Origin of the sequence: Catellatospora coxensis, assembly GCF_016862635.1 — a bacterium.
GTDB classification, from domain to species: domain Bacteria; phylum Actinomycetota; class Actinomycetes; order Mycobacteriales; family Micromonosporaceae; genus Catellatospora; species Catellatospora coxensis.
Window position 1 is genome coordinate 47,409 of the sequence record NZ_BONI01000047.1, and the last position, 18,012, is coordinate 65,420.

The window sequence follows — 18,012 nt, forward strand, 5'->3', positions numbered from 1 at the left end:
GCTTCGGCGCCAGCGACCAGGCGGTCACGGACGCCGTGCTGGCGGTCGTCGAGAAGGCACGGCTCGGGCACGGCGCTTGAGCCATGCCCTGTTCCCCACCCGCTGCTCACGGGACGGTCACGTGGATCCACGCGACCGTCCCGTGAGCAGGCCGACCGGATCAGCCGCGAGCAGCGCCCGCCGGAGCGGTCTCATCCGCCGTCAGCGCGGCGTCGAGGACCCGCTGGTACGTCGTCCGGGACGGCAGGTGGGTCAGCAGGTGCCGCATGGTGCGGTCGGCGTGCCGCTCGTCCTGCTCACCGTGCGCGGCCAGCGCCGCGCCGGCCTGCCCGGCGACGTAGTTCAGCAGCCCCGTCGCCGCGCCCCGGAACGAGTCGACGCTCAACGGCGGTAGCGCACCGGCCCGCGCGCGATAGCCGTCGACCAGGGCACGGGCCCCGGCGGCGTTGACTCCGCCCCGGGGGTCGACCGCCCACGAGGCCAGCGCGGTGCACAGCTCCCACGCCGGTGGCAGCCCGGCGGCGTGTTCCCACCCGGTGACGATGAGGCAGTCTCCCGCACCGAGGCGTACGTTGCCGGGGCTGAGGTTGTTGTGGCAGAGCACCGGCTCCGGTACGGCCGCGCCCTGCCCGACGGTCTCCAACTCGGACAGCACGGGCACCGCCGCCGCCAGGGCCGCTGCCCAGCCGGCGCCCTTCGCGGCGGCGGTGTCGGCGAGTCGCGCCCAGCTCACGGTCCAGAGTGGGACCGAACTCCACGGGCAGACCCCGTTCGCGGGCAGGCGGAGGCCGTGCAGGAGCGCGAGCGTGCCGCCGACCGCGTACGTGATCGTCGCGCTGACCGGCGCGGCCAGCGGCGGACCGGAGTGCCGCCACTCGTGGACCCGCCAGCGGTTGCCCTCGATCGACTCGACCGAAGCGCCGGACCGGCTGCGGACCGGGGCCGGCAGCACCACGCCCGCCCGCGCGGCGGCCTCCTGGAACCGGGTGTTCTCCGCACCGTCGGTCGCCGGGAACACGTCGTCGACGGTGCGCGGCGACCACCTGCCGCGATCGGTCTCCAGCGACCAGCGCCGGCCCATCTCGTCGGGCCGGGCCAGCGACCGCATCGGACCGGTCACCTCGCCCAGGCCGAACCGGTCGGCGATCTGCCGTGCCAGCGCGGGATCGGCGACGTCGGCCTGTCCCTGCCGGCGGTCGACCTCGGCCTTGAGATCGGCCCAGGTACGGAAGCCGTACTGCGCGGCCAGGGAGGTCTGCGCGTCGGCCAGGGTGACCTGTGGGTCGGCGTCGCGCAGTCCGGCCAGCAGGTCCTTGGCCTGCCGGCGCAGGTGACCGAGGTCGGGGTTGTCGGGCAGCGTCTTCATGTGAGCACCTCGCTCCACGCCCGGACTCGCACAGGCGGATGAGAGCGTCGGTGACCGTCGCCCAGCCTGACAACAGGCGGGGTGGCTTCGAGCCTTCCGGCGAGTCTCGGCGCGTACCCGAACGCGCTGGAACGAGCTAACCGGACGGAACGGGGCACTGTCAAGCGCGGAGCTTTCGTGGAAGGGCGTCGACAACGTCCTGCGGGAGCCGGGGCGAGAGGTCGTCCAGGACGGTCCGGTAGTACCCGCCCGCCGGGTCGGCCGTCGTGGCTGCCGCCAGGGGCAGCGCGAGCAGTCCGAGGGTGATCGCCTTCGCTGCCGACATGACCGGTCTCCTACTGGTCCGCTTCGATGCTTGCCGGGCGGTCTCCGGTATGCGAGTTCCGGTCAGCGAGCGCGGGTCACGGTCTGCCGGTCGAGATGGTGACGTGCTCGCTGCCGGTCGCGCCGGCCAGCCGCCGCCCGATCGAGCCGGCGATCCGGGTGGCCTGCGTCTTCGCCAGCTCGGCGAGCGGGCCCGCGTGGCGGTCGTCGACGGTGGCCCGCCACAGCGCCAGCCAGCGCTCGAAGTGGTGCTGCTCCAGCCGTACCAGCCGGTTGAGGTCGAAGTGCGACTGCAGCGCGTTGCGGCGGTAGCTGCCCGTGCGCAGCAGGACCGTCTCCCAGAAGTCGCTCATGATCGGCAGGTGGGCGGGGAGGTCCATCTTCGCGATGTCGATGAAGATCGGGCCGAGCAGGTCGTCGGCGTACACCCGGCCGTAGAAGTCGGTCACGAGGCCGGTGATGTCGGCGCGGTCGGTGATGTCGGTGCGCACGGGCTCCTCCTTTTTTACTACCGCCATCGTATATATTCGGACCGTGGCTGACGATATGACCTACGGCGCACTCGCGGTCGCCAGCCGGCGGCGGGTGCTGGAGGTGTTGCGCGAGGCCGGCACGCCGCAGGACGCGACCGCGCTGGCCCAGGCCACCGGGCTGCACCCGAATACGGTGCGTTTCCACCTGAAAGTCCTGATCGACGCCGGGTACGTGGCGCAGACCAGCGCGCACCGATCCGGCCGCGGCCGCCCGCAGGCGGTGTACACCAGCGTCACGCCCGCCACGGGCGAGGGCGGCTACGCGCTGCTCGCGGAGATGCTCGCCGGCCAGCTCGACGAGGCGGACGGCGCGGCGCTGGCCCAGCGCGCCGGCCGGCGCTGGCTGCGGCACGCGGCGCCCACCGCCCCGGCCGGGCCGGTCGCGCAGGCGGGCGTGACGCTCGACGAAGCCGCCGCCCGCGCCGTGGCGCTGTTCACCGAGCTCGGCTTCGATCCCGTGCGTACGCCGCACGACGGAGCCGCCCGGATCGAGCTGCACGCCTGCCCGTTCCTCGACGTGGCCCGGCGGCACCCCGACGTGGTCTGCGGCGTGCACCTCGGGCTGCTGCGCGGCACCGTGGACGGGCTGTCGCCGCAGGCGTTCGACGCGGAGCTGCACCCGTTCGTGCGGCCCGGCGTGTGCGCCGCCGAGATCCGGGCGGCCCGGTGAGCAGGGTCCGTGCCGTCGTACCGGGACCGAGGGCGGAGCGCGGCCCCACCGGATGATCAGCGAGCGCTAAGGTGCGGCGGTGGGCAGCAGAGTCAACTACGTCGTCGTGCGCGACGGTGAACACACGGTGTACGCGCAGGGCGGCGGGGCGGGCTACGGGATCGACTACCTGTTCGCGCCGGGCCCGGAGGTGGTGCTGCGCTGGCTGGCCCAGGCCGGCGAGTACGCCGGCGACCACTGGTTCGACGACCTGATGTGCGAGGGCGGCGTGCTGATCGACGTCGACCGGCAGGTGTTGCTGCTGTTCAACACCACGTTCAACCGGCTGGCCCATCGGGCGGCGATGCTGCAGGCGTACGCGGCGACGTGGTCCGGCTGGGAGATTCGGTGGGCCTACGACGGCATCGGCGACCTGATGGCGTACGTCGGACTCGACCCGGGGGCCGCGCGTGTCGACGATCAATCGGAGCAGTGTGAGCGCAACGAGTTCCTGCCGGGCGACTCCGTCCGGTCCGTCGTCACCGTCCGCGGCGCCGACGGGCTGGTGCGCCTCTACGGGTTGAGCCCCGACCTGGCCTGGCTGCGCTGGCGGATGGGGCCGGACCTGGTCGAGTGGCTCGCCGCCGGGCCCGAGCTGCCGTACGACGTCGCCGATGACGTGCCGAGATCCGGCCTGGACCTCGATCCCGCGACCCGGCGGGCCGGGCTGTGGACCCTGGAGCCGCTGTGCGGCCTGCGGGAGCAGTGGGCCGAGCTGTGGCCGGGCTGGACCCTCGAGTTCTGGGAGGACGACCTGGCCCGTCAGGCGGCTCACGACCCGGACCGGCTCTACGACTCGGTCACGCCCCGCGTCATCGCCCACCATCGCCATGGGCTCGCCGAACGGGTGCGGAGGTACTGGCCGGTGCGGTCCACGATGCAGGCCGGCGGGGCCGACGTGGACTGGCTGTACGAGCACGACTCGGCCGGGGTCCGCAGCCACTTCGACGCGAACATCACCGCCGACGAGATCGAACACGCCGCGCAGCTGCTCCGCGGCCCGCTCGCATGAGAGCCCTTCGGCAGCGCGGCTAGGGTGATCGCGTGGATCAAGACGAACGGTCGCTCTCCTCGTCGTTCGGCGCGGCGGCCGCCGCCTACGCCGAGCACCGTCCGGACTACGCGCAGGCCGCGGTCCGCTGGGCGGTCGAACCTGCGCCCGGCTCGCGGGTGCTCGACCTCGGCGCGGGCACCGGCAAGCTGACCGCCACGCTGGTCGCGCTGGGTCTGGACGTCGTCGCGGTCGAGCCGGACCCGGCGATGCTGGCCGAGCTGCGGCGTACGCTGCCGTCCGTCCGTGCCCTGCCGGGCAGCGCCGAGACGATCCCGCTGCCGGACGGCTCCGTCGACGCGGTGCTGGCCGGCAACGCGATGCACTGGTTCGACATGGCCGTCGCGGGACCGGAGATCGCCCGGGTGCTCGCGCCCGGTGGCGTCCTGGCCGGACTGTGGAACGTGCTGGACGACCGCGTCGACTGGATCGCCGGGCTGGAGCGGGTCGGCGGCAGCGCCGTCATCGGCCCGCGCGACACGCTGCGCAACTGGCGCGCCGCCACGGCCGGCCTGCACCTGCCGCACACCGGGCCGCCTCGGTTCGGCTCACCGGAGCAGGCCGAGTTCCCGCACGGGCAGCACCGCACCGCGGACTCCCTCGTCGCCACCCTCGCGACCCGCGCGGGCGTGCTGATCATGCCGGAACCCGAACAGCGGGCCACCGCGGACCGGATCCGCGACTTCCTCGCGACGCAGCCGGCGACCTCCGGCGGCGACTTCACCCTCCCGATGCTCACCGGCGTCCTGCGCACCCACCGCCGCTGACCGCCCTCACCCACCGCAACCACGAAACGAAGGAAGGGCACCTTCTTAACGGACGTCCGTGTAGAAGGTGCCCTTCCTTTGTTTCATTCGGTGGTGGCGCCGGCGAACTGGGCCTCGTAGAGGCGGGCGTAGGCGCCGCCGGAGGCGATCAGCTTGTCGTGGGAGCCGTGTTCGACGATCGAGCCGTGCTCCATGACGAGGATGACGTCGGCGTTGCGGATGGTGGACAGGCGGTGCGCGATGACGAAGCTGGTCCGGCCGCTGCGTAGCGAGTTCAGCGCCCGCTGGATGAGCACCTCGGTACGGGTGTCGACGGAGCTGGTCGCCTCGTCGAGGATGAGGATGCTCGGCTCGGCGAGGAACGCCCGCGCGATGGTGATCAGCTGCCGCTCGCCGGTGCTGAGGTTGGTGCCGTCCTCGTCCAGCACCGTCTCGTAGCCGTCGGGCAGCGTACGGACGAACCGGTCCACGTGCGCGGCCTTGGCGGCCTCGACGATCTGCTCCCGGGTGGGGGAGTCCGCGCCGTACGCGATGTTGTCGGCGATGGTGCCGCCGAACAGCCAGGTGTCCTGCAGCACCATGCCGGTCTTGGACCGCAGGTCCTCGCGGTCCATCGCGGCGATGTCGACGCCGTCGAGCGTGATCCGCCCGCCGGTCACCTCGTAGAAGCGCATCAGCAGGTTGACCAGCGTGGTCTTGCCCGCGCCGGTCGGGCCGACGATGGCCACGGTCTGGCCGGGCTCCACCGCCAGCGACAGGTCCTCGATCAGCGGCTTGTCCTCGCTGTACCGGAACGACACGTGCTCGAAGCCGACCCGCCCGCGCAGGTCCGTGACCCGGGCCGCGGGGACCGGCTCGGGGCTCTGCTCGGTCGCGTCGAGCAGCTCGAACACCCGCTCGGCGGAGGCGACACCGGACTGCACCAGGTTGGACATCGCGGCGACCTGGCTCAGTGGCTGGCTGAACTGGCGGCTGTACTGGATGAACGCCTGCACGTCGCCCAGCGACAGCGAGCCCGACGCCACGCGCAGCGCACCGACGACGGCGACCAGCACGTAGTTCAGGTTGCCGATGAAGAACATGGCGGGCTGGATCATGCCGGAGATGAACTGCGCCTTGAAACCGGCCGTGTACAGCGCCTCGTTGTGCTCCTTGAACGTCGCGGCCGCCTCCTGCTGCCGCCCGAACACCTTGACCAGCGAGTGGCCGGTGTACATCTCCTCGATGTGGGCGTTGAGCTTGCCGGTGACGGCCCACTGCGCGATGAACTGCGGCTGCGCCTTCTTGCCGATCTTCATGGTCACCCACACCGACACCGGCACGGTGACGAGCGCGATCAGCGCCAGCAGGGGCGAGATCCAGAACATCATCGCCAGTACGCCGACGATGGTGAGCACCGAGTTCATCAGCTGGCTCAGCGACTGCTGCATCGTCTGCGCGACGTTGTCGATGTCATTGGTGGCCCGGCTGAGCACCTCGCCGCGCTGCTGGCCGTCGAAGTAGCTCAGCGGCAGCCGGGACAGCTTCGTCTCCACCTGCTCGCGCAGGGTGTAGATAGCACGTTGCACGACCGTCGTGATGATCCGGAACTGCATCAGCGAGAACAGCGACGCGGCGACGTACACGCCCAGCGCGACCAGCAGCACCCGGCCCAGCGCGTCGAAGTCGACGCCCTGCCCGGGGACCAGGTCCATCGAGGCGAGCATGTCGGCGAGCGTGCCGTTTCCCTGGGCGCGGACCGACTCGACGGCCTGCGCCTTGGTGACGCCCTCCGGGATGCCGCCGCTGACGACGCCGGTGAACAGCACGTCGGTGGCGTGGCCGAGGATGCGCGGGCCGATCACCGACAGGCCCACGCCGATGACGCCGAGCGCCACGGCCGACCAGACGGCGACGCGGTGCGGCATCAGCAGTTTCAGCAGGCGGCGGCTGGACTGCTTGAAGTTGAGCGACTTGCCCTGCGGCGGGCCGGCCATCATCGCGCCGGGTCCGAAGCGAGGCCCTGAATCACGGCGTACGGGGGTCTGAGTCACGCCGTCACCTCGCTGCGCTCGGCTCCGTCGTGACGCACGGGGCTCATGATTCGCTCGCTACGCTCGCTCATGCCGCCTCCTCCTCGGTGAGCTGGGACAGCACGATCTCGCGATAGGTCACGTTGCTGTTCATGAGTTCGCTGTGGGTGCCGGTGCCGACGACCTGCCCGTCGTCGAGGACGAGGATGCGGTCGGCGTCGCGGATGGTGTTGACGCGCTGGGCGACGATCACGACCGTCGCGTCGGCGGTCTCCCGGGACAGCTCCCGGCGCAGCGCGGCGTCGGTGGCGTAGTCCAGGGCCGAGAACGAGTCGTCGAACAGGTAGATCTCGGGCCGGCTGACCAGCGCGCGGGCGATGGCCAGGCGCTGGCGCTGGCCGCCGGAGACGTTGGTGCCGCCCTGGGCGATCGGCGCGTCCAGCCCTTCGGGCATGGCCTGCACGAACTCCTTGGCCTGCGCCACTTCCAGGGCCCGCCACAGCTCCTCGTCGGTGGCGTCGGCCTTGCCGTAGCGCAGGTTCGACGCGACGGTGCCGGAGAACAGGTACGGCTTCTGCGGGACGAAGCCGATGGCCCGGGACAGGGCTTGCGGCTCGATGTCGCGCACGTCGACGTCGTCGACCAGCACCCGGCCGCCGGTGGCGTCGAACAGCCGCGGCACCAGGTGCAGCAGCGTCGACTTGCCGCTGCCGGTGCTGCCGATGATCGCGGTGGTCTCGCCGGGCCGGGCGCTGAATCCGATGCTGCGCAGCACCGGCTCCTCCGCGCCCGGGTAGCTGAACTCGACGTCGCGCAGCTCCAGGTGCCCGCGCAGCCCTTCCGGGCTGACCGGCGCGGTCGGCGGGACCACGCTGGAGTCGGTGCCGAGCACCTCCTCGATCCGCTCCGCGCAGACCTCGGCGCGCGGCAACATGACAAACATGAAAGTCGCCATCATCACCGCCATCAGGATCTGCATCAGGTAGCTGAGGTACGCGGTCAGCGCGCCGATCTCCATGCCGCCGCTGTCGATGCGGTGCGCGCCGAACCACAGCACGGCCACCGTCGAGATGTTGATGACGAGCATGACGAACGGGAACATCGAGGCCATCAGCTTGCCGACGGCCAGCGCGACGTTGGTCAGCTCGGTGTTGGCCCCGGCGAAGCGCTCCTGCTCGTGCCGGTCGCGGACGAACGCGCGGATCACCCGGATGCCGGTGATCTGCTCCCGCATCACCCGGTTGACCTCGTCGATGTTGGTCTGCATGGCCCGGAACAGCGGGCGCATCCGCCACACGATGAAGCCGATGCCGAGGACCAGCGCCGGGATCACGGCCAGCAGCAGCCCGGACAGCTGCACGTCGAGCTGCAGCGCCAGCACGATGCCGCCGACCATCATGATCGGCGCGCTGACCATCATGGTGAAGGTCATCAGCGCGAGCATCTGGACCTGCTGCACGTCATTGGTGGTACGGGTGATGAGCGACGGCGCGCCGAAGTGGCCCACCTCGCGGGCGGAGAACGACTGCACCCGGTCGAAGATCGCGGCCCGGACGTCGCGGCCCAGCGCGCTGGCGACCTGGGCTCCGACGTAGACCGCGCCGATCGAGCAGATGATCTGCACCAGCGAGACGCCGATCATGGCGGCGCCGACGCGCATGATGTAGCCGGTGTCGCCCTTGACCACGCCGTGGTCGATGATGTCGGCGTTGAGGGTGGGCAGGTAGAGGTTCGCCACCGTCTGCACGAACTGCAGCAGCACGACGAGCGAGATGTGCCGCCGGTAGGGCCGCAGCTGGCGGCGTACGAGTGTGATCAGCATGCGGGCTCTTTCTTGGCCTCGGGGGAGAGCACGCCGTCCAGGACGACGTCGACGATCTGGTCTTCGGGGAGGATCTCGCTGCGGTTGTTGAAGAACACCATCGAGATGAGCAGGGACGCGACGGTCTCCGGTGGGAGCCGGAACGAGTCGGCATCATCCTTGATCAGCTCAGCGACCGCATCCGAGATACCGGTCAGCGCCTCGCGGGGATCGAACACGGGCGTGGTGGTGACCACGGCGAGGCCGCTGCCGCGCAGCGACATCATCAGCGGGGCGTTGTCGCGGAAACGGCGCGTGAGGATCCGCACCGCCGTCTTGAGCCGGAACCTGACATCGGGGTCGCCTGCCACTGCCTTGATCGACTCGATGGTGGGGGCCGGGTCGAAGGCGTGGGCGAGGGTCGCCGAGATCAGGGCGTTCTTGTCGGGGAAGGCGCGGAAGATGGTCCCCTCCGCGACACCCGCGCACTCGGCGATCCGCTTGCTGCTCACGTGCACACCTTCGGCACGCAGCAAGGGGAGGGTCGCCGCGATGATCGCGGCACGCCGGTCCTCGGGGGTCAACGGGGAAACCCGGCGCCGGGGGGAGGCGTCAGTCACGGCCGCGACTCTAAATGAGTGAGCACTCACTCCGCAATGCGTTTTCTGATTGTTCGCCGACAGCGTTGAGCGTGTGCCCGTCGCAAGGTGGCTGGAACCGGTGCGGTGGGTGACTCTGGGTAGCGCCGGCGCGAGGGATCGCTCATCGAGCGGTTACATCGTTTTTGATGTGCTCACATCAAAAACGATGTAACCGCAGCCCGAGCGACCACCGCGCGAGACCACACGATCCGCGTCCGTTGGATGACCCTGCGTATGCGGCGACGCGGACCAGATGGGGGCGGGTCCACGCCGTCGGGCAGCTGCGCCGCGGGCGCGGGCGGCACGCGCGGAGCAGCGGGCGACCTTCCGGCTTCGCGGAGACCACAGGTGCGCGACCCTGCGGTGACCGCGCAGCGGACGCCGGGCGTGGAACGGCTCAGGGGGCGACGAAGATCAAGGAAGTCTGGTCGTTGAGGGCCTTGCCGACCGTCGCGTGATCACCGGCCGTGAACAGGTGGCACGCGCCGACCTCGCCCGGCGCGGTGGCGTCGTGCTCGCAGAGCACCGCCCGCCCGCCCTCGGCCAGGCGCAGCGAGCTGATCGCGTCGTTGCCGACCGCGCCCAGGTCCACGGCGGCGAACATGCCCGCGCCGAACGCCCCGGACGAGCCGGTCAGGCCGCCGTCGGCGTACGCGGTAAGGACCTGGCCGGTCGACGGGCCCGCCGACACGGCCAGCAGGGAGATGCCGTCGTCGAGGCCCGTCCCGGCCAGCTCGTGCACCCCGGAGGCGAACAGCGCGCACTCGCCCAGCACGGCCGGCGCGACATGATCATCGGCGCAGGCCAGCACCCGCTGACCGGCCGCCACCCGCAGCGAGCTGATCGCGTCGTTGCCCACCGGCGTCAGCTGACCGGCCGCGGCCTGGTGCACCCCGGGGCCGAACGTCTGCACCGTGCCGGCCAGCGCGGGCCCGTCGGCCGCGGTGACCGCCGGGCCGCCGACGGCGATCAGGGAGATCATCCCGTCGAGGCCGCCGACCGACGGGTGCTCGCCGGGTTCGAAGATCTGGCACAGGCCGGGGTTGCCGCTGGCGGTGGCCGTGGAGCGGTCGCTGTCGCAGAGCACGGCCCGGTGGCCGTCGGCCACGGCCAGGGACCGGACCGCGTCGAGCCGGTCCAGGTCGCCCGCGGCGGCCTCGTACCGGCCGGGGCCCAGGTGCAACTTGCCGCCCGACAGCGCGGGCTCGCCGTACACGGTGACGCCCTGGCCGGTCTCCTTCGCGGCGACCACGGTCAGCAGCGAGATCCTGTCGTCGAGGCCGCCGCCGACCTGGTCGTACCAGCCGGCGTCGAAGTAGCGGCAGGGGCCGAGGCCGTCGACGGCGTCCGCGCTCCGCGCGGCGGTGCGGTCGCAGGCCAGCACGCGGAAGCCCTCGGCCACGCGCAGCGACGAGACGGCGTCACCGCCGACCGCGCCCAGGCCGCCCGAGTCGGCGTCGAACACGCCCGCGCCGAACGCCTGCGAAGCCCCGCCAAGCTTCGGCTCCACGTACGCGACCAGCGGGTACACCGCATCCGGCACCGTCGGCTCCGGCGCACCGGGCACCGGCGCGCCCGCGGCGGCGGTCAGCGGCAGCAGCCCGTACGCCGTGCCCGCGGCGGCCAGCAGCGACCTGCGAATCCACATCTCAAGCTCCCCGTGTCACCACTACGTGCAGCACCACCGGTACCAACTGGCGGCGGGCCCGCTGGTGATGGACGTGACACGATCGAGCGGTCACCGCCGCCGGTTGCGCATGGTCAGCTCGGTGAGCCCGTCGCGGGTCGCGACGACGGTGAGCCGGTCGCGTTCGCGTACCCGCCGGGCCGGGCTTGGTTTCCACAGCGGCCGGGGCTCGCCGAACTCGGTCACCGCGACCACCCGGATCGCCTCGGCCCGGTCGACGTTCGCGGTCGTCGTGCCGGCCAGCGGCGAGCCGACGGGCACGAACACCTCGGCGATGAGCAGCACCCGCCGGTCGACGGCGATGGTGCCGATCACCTCCCGGCCCATCAGCGCCTCCGCGAACGCGGGCACCGCCATGTTCGACACGCTGCGCGACAGCGGCAGGTCGAAGGTGGCGCGCACCCGGTCGGCGAGGTCGGGATCGAACAGGCGCAGCACGACCCGGACCCGCTGCTGCAGCTTGCGGGCGTACAGCGCGGTCTGCAGGTTGGCCATGTCGGAGCGGTCCACGGCGAGCAGCGCCTTGCACCGGTCCACGCCCGCCTGGCGCAGCGTGGTCTCCCGGCTCGGGTCGCCGATCAGCAGCGGGATGTCCAGTTCCCGGGCCAGCGCCACGCCGCGGGCGTTCTCGTCCTGGGCGACGGCGACCATGGTGATGCCGCGGTCGTGCAGCAGCCGCAGCACCCGGGTCCCGACGCCGCCGAGGCCGACCACCACGACGTGCCCGGAGCGCGGCTGGATGAGCCGCAGCTGCGCCACGGCCAGGCGCGCCCGCACCGTGCCCTCCACCACCAGCGCCGTCACCAGCGGGATGAACGCCAGCCCGGCCAGCCCGAGCAGCAGTTGCAGCGCCTGCTGCCGGGGCTGGTAGCCCGACTCGGGCTGCGGGCCGCCGAGCACCGTGGTCGCCGCCGCGTAGAACGCCGGCCAGGGCCGCAGGTGCAGGCTGAGCGCCAGGGCCGCGCCCGCCGCGACGATGATCGCCAGTACGGCGGTGACGGCGATGCGGGTCTTGCGGGAGAACAGCGCGCCCAGGAACGACAGCACCAGCCCGGCCCAGGAGGGGCGCTTCGGGGTGAGCCGGCTCAGGCCCAGCGAGGTCTCCCACAGCGACGCCGGTCCGCGGTCCTCGGCGAGCACCAGGTCGGCGGCGCGCTCGTCACCGGGCAGCACCAGCGGCCCGTCCCCGGCCGAGGTGCCGGCGAGCCCGCACACCACGTCCTGGGGCGCGACGTCCGCGCGCGGGGCGACGACCAGCGTGCGCCGGGCCACCTGCACCGGCGTCGCCGCGACCTCGCCGAGCGCCGTCGCCACCAGCTCCGGACCGGCGATCTCCGCATCGGACAGCACCCGCGCGTTGCCGAGCAGCGACTCGATGTCCTGACCCAGCGCGGTGTGGTACATCCGCAGCACCAGCCGCAGCCGCGGGGCGACGTCACGGGCCAGCAGCGCCAGCGAGAGGTTGCCGACGTCGTCCTGCACCGCCAGCGCGAGCCCGGCCGCGGTGGCGACGTCGACGCCGCGCAGCGCGTGCTCGTCGATGCGCTCGGCCACCACCAGCGCCACCCGGTCCAGGTCGGTGAAGTCGCGCGCCGCGGCCTGTTCCGCCTCGGTCATCAGCACCACGACCTCGGCGCGGTAGCGTTCCGAGAGCTGTTGCGCCAGGCGGTAGGTCAGGTCGTCCGATCCGTTGAGGACGAAGTGGTTCGTGCGGGCTGCGGGCATGCCGGAATGGTCGGCCCATCGCATCGACGGGGGATGGCCTCCGGGTGGCCGGGCGGTGAACTGAGCGTCGCGGTCTCAGCGGCGGCGCAACGTCATGAGCATCGCCGGGTACGGCCCGGCGGCGACCTCGGCTGTGGCCCGGTCGGCGGGGATCACGTTGTCCATGCGCAGCTGCAGCGTGGCGCCCGTGGCGTCGATGATGATCCGCCAGCGCCAGCCGCCGCCGTAGTCGGCCTCCAGCTCGACGACCCCGCCGTCGCGTACGGTGCCGGGCAGCGTCCTGGCCGCGGGCTGCTGGTGCCACGAGTCGCTCCACAGCCCGACCACCGCGCCGGGCTCCTCACCGGAGCCGAGGGCGAGCAGGCCCTGCTGCGGACCGTCGGCCGGGTGCGCCCAGGTGTAGGCGACCGTCGTCATGTGGCCGCCTGCCGCCGTGGCCAGCGTCAGCGTGGCCAGCGACTCGGCGAACGGGTCCTGAGGCATCAGCCGGAAGCCGTTGGCCCCGGTCCAGTCACCGGCCACGTCCGCGAGAATCGTCATTTCCGGATGCTAGCCCGCCGGTGCGTCATCGGCCGCGGACGCGCCTGCGCGCCGGTGTGTGAGCGGGGCGTGAGCGTTCGTGCTCACGCCCACGTCGCAGCCGGTCGGGTGGACTGGGCACCGTGACCGACCTGACTAGCGAGGCGGCGGCATGATCCTGCTGTCCGACCGCCGGATCTCCGCCATCGCCCTCGGCGACACCGGTGAACCCATGATCGACCTGCGCGAGGTGCCCGAGCTGCGCATCGACTCGCGGCTCGCCGACCCCGCCGGGGCGTACGCCCATCTGCGCGAGGGTGTCGCGCAGCGGCTGCTGGACGCGCAGCGTGCCCTGCCCGACGGGCTGCGGCTGCTGGTGATCGAGGCGTACCGGCCGCTGCGCCTGCAGACCGAGTACTTCGAGGACTACCAGGCCGAGCTGCGGGCCGCCCACCCGGGGTGGGACGCCGAGCGGCTGCACACCGAGGCGAGCAAGTACGTCTCGCCGCCCGACGTCGCCCCGCACAGCACCGGCGGCACCGTCGACCTGACCCTGTGCACCGAGGACGGCATGGAGCTGGACATGGGCACCGCCGTCAACGCGAGCCCGCTGGCCAGCGCGGACGCCTGCTTCACCGCCTCGCCGCACGTGTCGGCGACGGCCCGCGGGCACCGCGACGTGCTGTCGCTCGCGCTGTCGGGCGTCGGCCTGGTCAACTACCCCACCGAGTGGTGGCACTGGTCCTACGGCGACCGCTACTGGGCCCTGCAGACCCGCGCCGCGCAGACCCGGTACGGCCCCGTCGCGGCGGTGTGAACTCCCCGGAACAAGCGGGCGGGGTCCGGAGTTGATCCAGCCGAAGAGACCCGAGTCCACCGAGGAGTGCCCTTATGACCAGCTCCGCCGACGCCGTCATCGCCGCGCTGCGGTCCGGCCACGACACGCTCGCCGCGCACGTGCGCGACCTGCCGGCAGCCGACCTCACCGGCCCGTCGGGCGCGTCCGAGTGGGACGTGTCCCAGGTGCTCAGCCACCTGGGCAGCGGTGCCGAGATCCACCTCGCCACGGTCGAGGCGGCGCTGGCGGGCGAGCCCACCCCCGGCTTCGAGTTCAACAAGGGCGTCTGGGCGCGCTGGGACGCGATGGCCCCCGCCGACCGGGCCGAGGGCTTCCTCGCCGCCAACGACGCCCTGCTGGCGAAGTACGAGTCGCTCGACGCGGACACGCTCGCGGACCTGCGGATCGACCTGGGCTTCCTGCCAGCGCCGGTCGACGTGGCCACCGCGGCGAGCCTGCGGCTGAGCGAGTACACCTTCCACTCCTGGGACGTGCGGGTCGGCGCCGACCCGCAGGCCGTGCTCGCCGCCGAGGCGGTTCCGCTGCTCACGGGCACGCTCGGCGGCATGTTCGGCTGGCTGGCCAAGTCCGATGCGCTCGACGGCCGGACGCTGACCCTGCGCGTCGAGACCACCGGCCCCGACGCGGTGCACGGCCTGCGGCTGGCAGACAAGGTCGAGCTGGCCGACGCCCCGGCCGACGCCGACGGCGTGCTCCGGCTGCCCGCCGAGGCCTGGTTGCGCCTGGTCGTCGGCCGGCTCTCGCCGCAGCACACCCCGGCCGCCGTGGAGACCGCCGGCGAGGCCGACCTGGACCTGCTCCGCCAGGTGTTCCGCGGCTTCTGAGCGCCGCGCACCCGTCCCGCCCGCGTCACCTCGGGCGGGACGGTATGAGCAGGTTTCGCCCGACCGCTCCTGCCGGAGCTGTGACACTACGGTGGTGACCGGCGTAGACGACCGTACGGGGCTGCTCGAAGGAGTCGACCTGCGCGCCCTCGTACGGCGCTACGAGCCGGTGCTGTGCTTCACCGCAGGCGAGATGTTCTTCCCGATGCCCGTCGACACCTACCTGGCCGGAGCGGCCCTGTGGGCCTCGCACCATACGTCGCGCGGCGCGCCGACGCTGCTGGTCGACCACGGCGAGCTGGACCCCGAGCGGCTCGCCGAAACCGCCCGGGAGCACCCCGAGGCCGCCCTGTTCCTGCGCTACGCCCCGCGCGGCCTCGGGCATCGTGAGCTGCGGGAATGGCGGCGCAGACCGGACCGGCCGAAGTTCACCGGGGTGTCCCGGCTGGCCGCGGTCGGGCTGATCGGCCGGTTCATCGACTCGCTGCTGCGCCTGTCGCTGACCCTGCGCGGCCGGGTCCCGGGCGGGCTCACCGCTGCGGTGCAGCGCCAGTACGCCGCCGCCGGCCCGCAGACCGACACCTACCACGCCCACGTCAGCTCGGACGGCGGCTACGTCGTCATCCAGTACTGGTTCCTGTACGCGATGAACGACTGGCGGTCCAGCTTCAGCGGCGTCAACGACCACGAGTCCGACTGGGAGCAGCTCACCCTGTACCTGGTGCCCTCACCCGACGGGCCGGACGGGTTCGAGCTCGCCTGGGTGGCGCTGTCCTCCCACGACGAGGTCGGCGACGAGCTGCGCCGCCGCCCCGACGACCCCGACCTGAGCTGGGTCGAGGGCACCCACCTGGTGGCCAACGCGGGCGCGGGCTCGCACTCGGGGGCGTACCTGCCCGGCGACTACCTGGTGCGGGTGCAGCCGCCCGCGCTGGAGGGCGCCCTCAACACGCTGACCCGGGTCCGGGCGGTGCTGTTCCCGTGGACCCGCGGCAAGGTCGCCGAGGGCCTCGGCATCCCGTACGTCGACTACCGCCGCGGCGACGGCGAGCGCATCGGCCCCGGCACGTCCCGGCCGTGGAGCCCGATCCTGATCGACTCCGCCACCCCCTGGGTGCGCGACTACCGCGGCCTGTGGGGGCTGGACACCGCCGACCCGTTCGGCGGCGAGCGCGCGCCCGCCGGTCCCCGCTACGAGCGCAGCGGCGCGATCCGGGCCTCGTGGGGCGACCCGGTCGGCTGGGCCGGCCTGGACAAGGTGCCGCCGACCCCCGCCCGCGCGCTGCGCGCCGGCGCCGACCGGGCCCGCGAGCTGGCCGACACCATCACCGAACTCGACGCCCGGATCGCCGACGGCCAGGACGAGCTGCGGCGTATGTCGGCCGGGCTGGAGGTGCTGCCGCCGACGGTGACCGCGAGCCGCCGCGGCGGCGACGGCGCGGCCGCCTCCCTGCTCGCCCAGGAGCAGGCCGTGGCGTCGCTGCGCGCCCGCCGCCGCGCGGCCGTGAACGAACGAGACCAGCTCCGGGCGGTGGGCGGGGTGCCGCCGCTGCCGCCGCCGCACGCGCACCTGCGCAACCGGGTCGTGCCCGACGTCGCCGCCCCGGCCGGGGCGCTGCTGCGGTTCTGGGCCGGGGCGTCGCTGTCGGTGCTGCTGCTCCTGCTCGGCTTCGCGCTGCTGCTGGAGCAGGGTTCGCTGCTGCTGGCGTGCACGCTCGCGGTGCTGGCGGTGATGGCCGTCGAGGCGGTGCTGCGCCGACGCCTGCTGCTGTTCCTGCTGAGCCTCGCCATCGTCGCCGGGCTGGGCTGGCTGACCTGGCTGCTGGTCACCAACCTGCGCATCGCGTTCGGCGTGCTCGCGGTCGCCGCTGCCGTCGCGATCGGCGTCTCGAACCTGCGCAACCTGTTCAGCCGCCGCTGACCGCGCCGCCGAGGACGGTGCCGGCTAGGTCCGGACCTGGATCAGTCCGTGGGTGCCGTCCAGCCGCCAGCCGGGACCGGCGGCGTCCAGCGCCGCGACGTCCGGCGCCCCGACCAGGACCTCCGACTTGAGCGTGCGCAGCGCCGCGACCGCCCCCGGGAAGTACGCCGTCACCGCCTCGAACGGGGTGGCCGCCGGCCAGTGGCGGTCCCCGACGAGGCGGCGGTAGTTCAGGTCGCCCTTCACGATGGTCAGCTTCGCCTCCCGGAACCGTGCGGCCAGGTCGCCGGGCAGGTCGTGATAGCTCAGCGGCTCGCAGTAGAACGCGTCGGTGACCACCTCCAGCGACCCGTCGCGCAGCGCCGCCAACAGCCGCTCCCGCAGCGCCGGGGCCGCCTCGGCCAGCCGCCGCAGGCAGGACAGCAGGTCGTGGAGCATGGCGTCGGAGACGAAGTACGGCTGGGGTTTGAGGTGCAGTTCGACCCGGTCGGCCAGCCCGTTGCGCAGGAGCACGTCGATCAGCACCAGGTCGGGCATGAGTTCGCGCCCGGCGTTGTCGGCGACCAGGCACACCGTGCCGCCGCTGCCCGGCGCGAGCAGCCGCCGCAGCACCGCGCTGTCGTCGGCGACCAGGTCGGAGGCCTGCTTGCGGTGCTCGGCGTCCGGGTCGGACACGCGGGTGGCCAGGTCGGCCCGGTTGCCCCAGAGCGCGGCGTCCACGGCCGCGGTCAGCTGCTCCTCGACGGGGCGACCGGCCAGGCCGGCCAGCGCGGCGAGATCGGCGTCGAGCGCCGGGTCGGCCAGCTCCGCCGACTTCTGCGGGGTGAACGGGTCCAACCCGCGCCACGGGCCGGGCCGGAAGTACTCCACGGCCTCCAGCAGCCGCCGGTAGAAGTAGTTCTCGGCCCACAGGAACGGCACGTCGTACCAGCTCATGCCCAGGTATGGCGCGCTCCAGCCGGCCCAGTCGGCGGCGTCGTGGGCGTCGGCGGGCAGCGGCTCGATCACGCCGGACACCGCGTCCTCGGCCAGCCGGGCCAGCGCGGCCCGGATACGCGGCGGGTACGGGAACGCCGCCGTGACCTGCTCGATGATCGCCGGATGCCGGTCGTGCAGCACCCGCCAGGTGAACGAACCCGGCACGTCGCTCAGGATCGGGGGCGCGTCGGCAAGCCCTCGGTCAGCCTCGGACACTCGTTCGCCCCTCGCGTCGCCGTCACCCGATCACGGCAAAGTCTATGCGGCACCGCCCGCCCGGCCGTGCAGCCCGGTG

16 protein-coding genes are annotated in these 18,012 nt (G+C 72.8%); 6 read left to right on the forward strand and 10 right to left on the reverse strand.

Going from position 1 to position 18,012, the window contains the following annotated elements:
* Window positions 1–160: 160 nt before the first annotated feature.
* The 3 genes from Cco03nite_RS25560 to Cco03nite_RS25570 all read right to left on the reverse strand — a co-directional run bounded on the left by Cco03nite_RS25560 (window position 161) and on the right by Cco03nite_RS25570 (window position 2,181).
* Window positions 161–1,366 carry an aminoglycoside phosphotransferase/kinase family protein gene (locus Cco03nite_RS25560; protein WP_203694746.1) on the reverse strand — a complete coding sequence of 402 codons (1,206 nt, stop codon included), beginning with the start codon at window positions 1,364–1,366 and terminating at the stop codon, window positions 161–163.
* A gap of 160 nt (window positions 1,367–1,526) precedes the next feature.
* Window positions 1,527–1,691, reverse strand: coding sequence for a hypothetical protein (locus Cco03nite_RS25565; protein ID WP_203694747.1), 165 nt, complete (start codon window positions 1,689–1,691; stop codon window positions 1,527–1,529).
* 76 nt (window positions 1,692–1,767) lie between these two features.
* Entirely contained in the window at window positions 1,768–2,181 is a 414-nt protein-coding gene (locus Cco03nite_RS25570) for a group III truncated hemoglobin (protein WP_203694748.1), read from the reverse strand.
* A 43-nt stretch (window positions 2,182–2,224) separates the two neighbouring features.
* On the opposite strand from Cco03nite_RS25570, the gene Cco03nite_RS25575 reads away from it, so the two are divergent.
* The 3 genes from Cco03nite_RS25575 (at window position 2,225) to Cco03nite_RS25585 (ending at window position 4,750) form a co-directional block, all read left to right on the forward strand.
* Window positions 2,225–2,893: a helix-turn-helix transcriptional regulator gene (locus tag Cco03nite_RS25575; protein ID WP_203694749.1), complete on the forward strand. Its 669-nt coding sequence runs from the start codon at window positions 2,225–2,227 to the stop codon at window positions 2,891–2,893.
* Between the two features lie 79 nt (window positions 2,894–2,972).
* Window positions 2,973–3,944, forward strand: coding sequence for a hypothetical protein (locus Cco03nite_RS25580; RefSeq protein WP_203694750.1), 972 nt, complete (start codon window positions 2,973–2,975; stop codon window positions 3,942–3,944).
* A gap of 32 nt (window positions 3,945–3,976) precedes the next feature.
* The gene (locus tag Cco03nite_RS25585; protein WP_203694751.1) at window positions 3,977–4,750 is read left to right on the forward strand and encodes a class I SAM-dependent methyltransferase; all 774 of its coding nucleotides are present in this window, start codon (window positions 3,977–3,979) and stop codon (window positions 4,748–4,750) included.
* Between the two features lie 83 nt (window positions 4,751–4,833).
* On the opposite strand, the gene Cco03nite_RS25590 is transcribed toward Cco03nite_RS25585, so the two are convergent.
* The 6 genes from Cco03nite_RS25590 to Cco03nite_RS25615 all read right to left on the reverse strand — a co-directional run bounded on the left by Cco03nite_RS25590 (window position 4,834) and on the right by Cco03nite_RS25615 (window position 13,156).
* Window positions 4,834–6,729: an ABC transporter ATP-binding protein gene (locus Cco03nite_RS25590; protein ID WP_203694772.1), complete on the reverse strand. Its 1,896-nt coding sequence runs from the start codon at window positions 6,727–6,729 to the stop codon at window positions 4,834–4,836.
* Window positions 6,730–6,850: 121 nt separating this feature from the next.
* Window positions 6,851–8,584: an ABC transporter ATP-binding protein gene (locus Cco03nite_RS25595; protein ID WP_203694752.1), complete on the reverse strand. Its 1,734-nt coding sequence runs from the start codon at window positions 8,582–8,584 to the stop codon at window positions 6,851–6,853.
* On the reverse strand, window positions 8,578–9,213 hold the full coding sequence (locus Cco03nite_RS25600; RefSeq protein WP_308440665.1) for a TetR/AcrR family transcriptional regulator: 636 nt from the start codon (window positions 9,211–9,213) through the stop codon (window positions 8,578–8,580). The genes Cco03nite_RS25595 and Cco03nite_RS25600 overlap by 7 nt, the downstream gene beginning before the upstream one ends.
* Window positions 9,214–9,601: 388 nt before the next feature.
* The gene (locus Cco03nite_RS25605; protein WP_203694754.1) at window positions 9,602–10,852 is read right to left on the reverse strand and encodes a hypothetical protein; all 1,251 of its coding nucleotides are present in this window, start codon (window positions 10,850–10,852) and stop codon (window positions 9,602–9,604) included.
* 90 nt (window positions 10,853–10,942) lie between these two features.
* Window positions 10,943–12,616 (reverse strand): NAD-binding protein, encoded by a 1,674-nt coding sequence (locus Cco03nite_RS25610; protein WP_203694755.1) that lies wholly within the window; start codon window positions 12,614–12,616, stop codon window positions 10,943–10,945.
* A 75-nt stretch (window positions 12,617–12,691) separates the two neighbouring features.
* Window positions 12,692–13,156 (reverse strand): hypothetical protein, encoded by a 465-nt coding sequence (locus tag Cco03nite_RS25615; RefSeq protein WP_203694756.1) that lies wholly within the window; start codon window positions 13,154–13,156, stop codon window positions 12,692–12,694.
* A 151-nt stretch (window positions 13,157–13,307) separates the two neighbouring features.
* On the opposite strand from Cco03nite_RS25615, the gene Cco03nite_RS25620 reads away from it, so the two are divergent.
* From Cco03nite_RS25620 to Cco03nite_RS25630, 3 genes are all read left to right on the forward strand, one after another.
* Window positions 13,308–13,952, forward strand: a complete 645-nt coding sequence (locus Cco03nite_RS25620; RefSeq protein WP_203694757.1) for a M15 family metallopeptidase — start codon at window positions 13,308–13,310, stop codon at window positions 13,950–13,952.
* 74 nt (window positions 13,953–14,026) lie between these two features.
* On the forward strand, window positions 14,027–14,818 hold the full coding sequence (locus Cco03nite_RS25625; protein ID WP_203694758.1) for a maleylpyruvate isomerase family mycothiol-dependent enzyme: 792 nt from the start codon (window positions 14,027–14,029) through the stop codon (window positions 14,816–14,818).
* A 94-nt stretch (window positions 14,819–14,912) separates the two neighbouring features.
* Window positions 14,913–16,739 (forward strand): hypothetical protein, encoded by a 1,827-nt coding sequence (locus Cco03nite_RS25630; RefSeq protein ID WP_203694759.1) that lies wholly within the window; start codon window positions 14,913–14,915, stop codon window positions 16,737–16,739.
* A 24-nt stretch (window positions 16,740–16,763) separates the two neighbouring features.
* Here the strand turns inward: Cco03nite_RS25630 and Cco03nite_RS25635 are convergent, their stop codons facing one another.
* A complete protein-coding gene (locus Cco03nite_RS25635; protein WP_203694760.1) occupies window positions 16,764–17,933 on the reverse strand; it encodes a damage-control phosphatase ARMT1 family protein in 1,170 nt (389 codons plus the stop codon).
* Between the last annotated feature and the right edge of the window lie 79 nt (window positions 17,934–18,012).

Bases quoted from the DNA above. Each gene is read 5' to 3' on its own strand.
- Cco03nite_RS25620 (WP_203694757.1), top strand. From the start codon at position 13,308: ATGATCCTGCTGTCCGACCGCCGGATCTCCGCCATCGCCCTCGGCGAC.
- Cco03nite_RS25605 (WP_203694754.1), bottom strand. From the start codon at position 10,852: ATGTGGATTCGCAGGTCGCTGCTGGCCGCCGCGGGCACGGCGTACGGG.
- Cco03nite_RS25560 (WP_203694746.1), bottom strand. From the start codon at position 1,366: ATGAAGACGCTGCCCGACAACCCCGACCTCGGTCACCTGCGCCGGCAG.
- Cco03nite_RS25625 (WP_203694758.1), top strand. From the start codon at position 14,027: ATGACCAGCTCCGCCGACGCCGTCATCGCCGCGCTGCGGTCCGGCCAC.
- Cco03nite_RS25590 (WP_203694772.1), bottom strand. From the start codon at position 6,729: ATGATGGCCGGCCCGCCGCAGGGCAAGTCGCTCAACTTCAAGCAGTCC.
- Cco03nite_RS25615 (WP_203694756.1), bottom strand. From the start codon at position 13,156: ATGACGATTCTCGCGGACGTGGCCGGTGACTGGACCGGGGCCAACGGC.
- Cco03nite_RS25565 (WP_203694747.1), bottom strand. From the start codon at position 1,691: ATGTCGGCAGCGAAGGCGATCACCCTCGGACTGCTCGCGCTGCCCCTG.
- Cco03nite_RS25595 (WP_203694752.1), bottom strand. From the start codon at position 8,584: ATGCTGATCACACTCGTACGCCGCCAGCTGCGGCCCTACCGGCGGCAC.
- Cco03nite_RS25610 (WP_203694755.1), bottom strand. From the start codon at position 12,616: ATGCCCGCAGCCCGCACGAACCACTTCGTCCTCAACGGATCGGACGAC.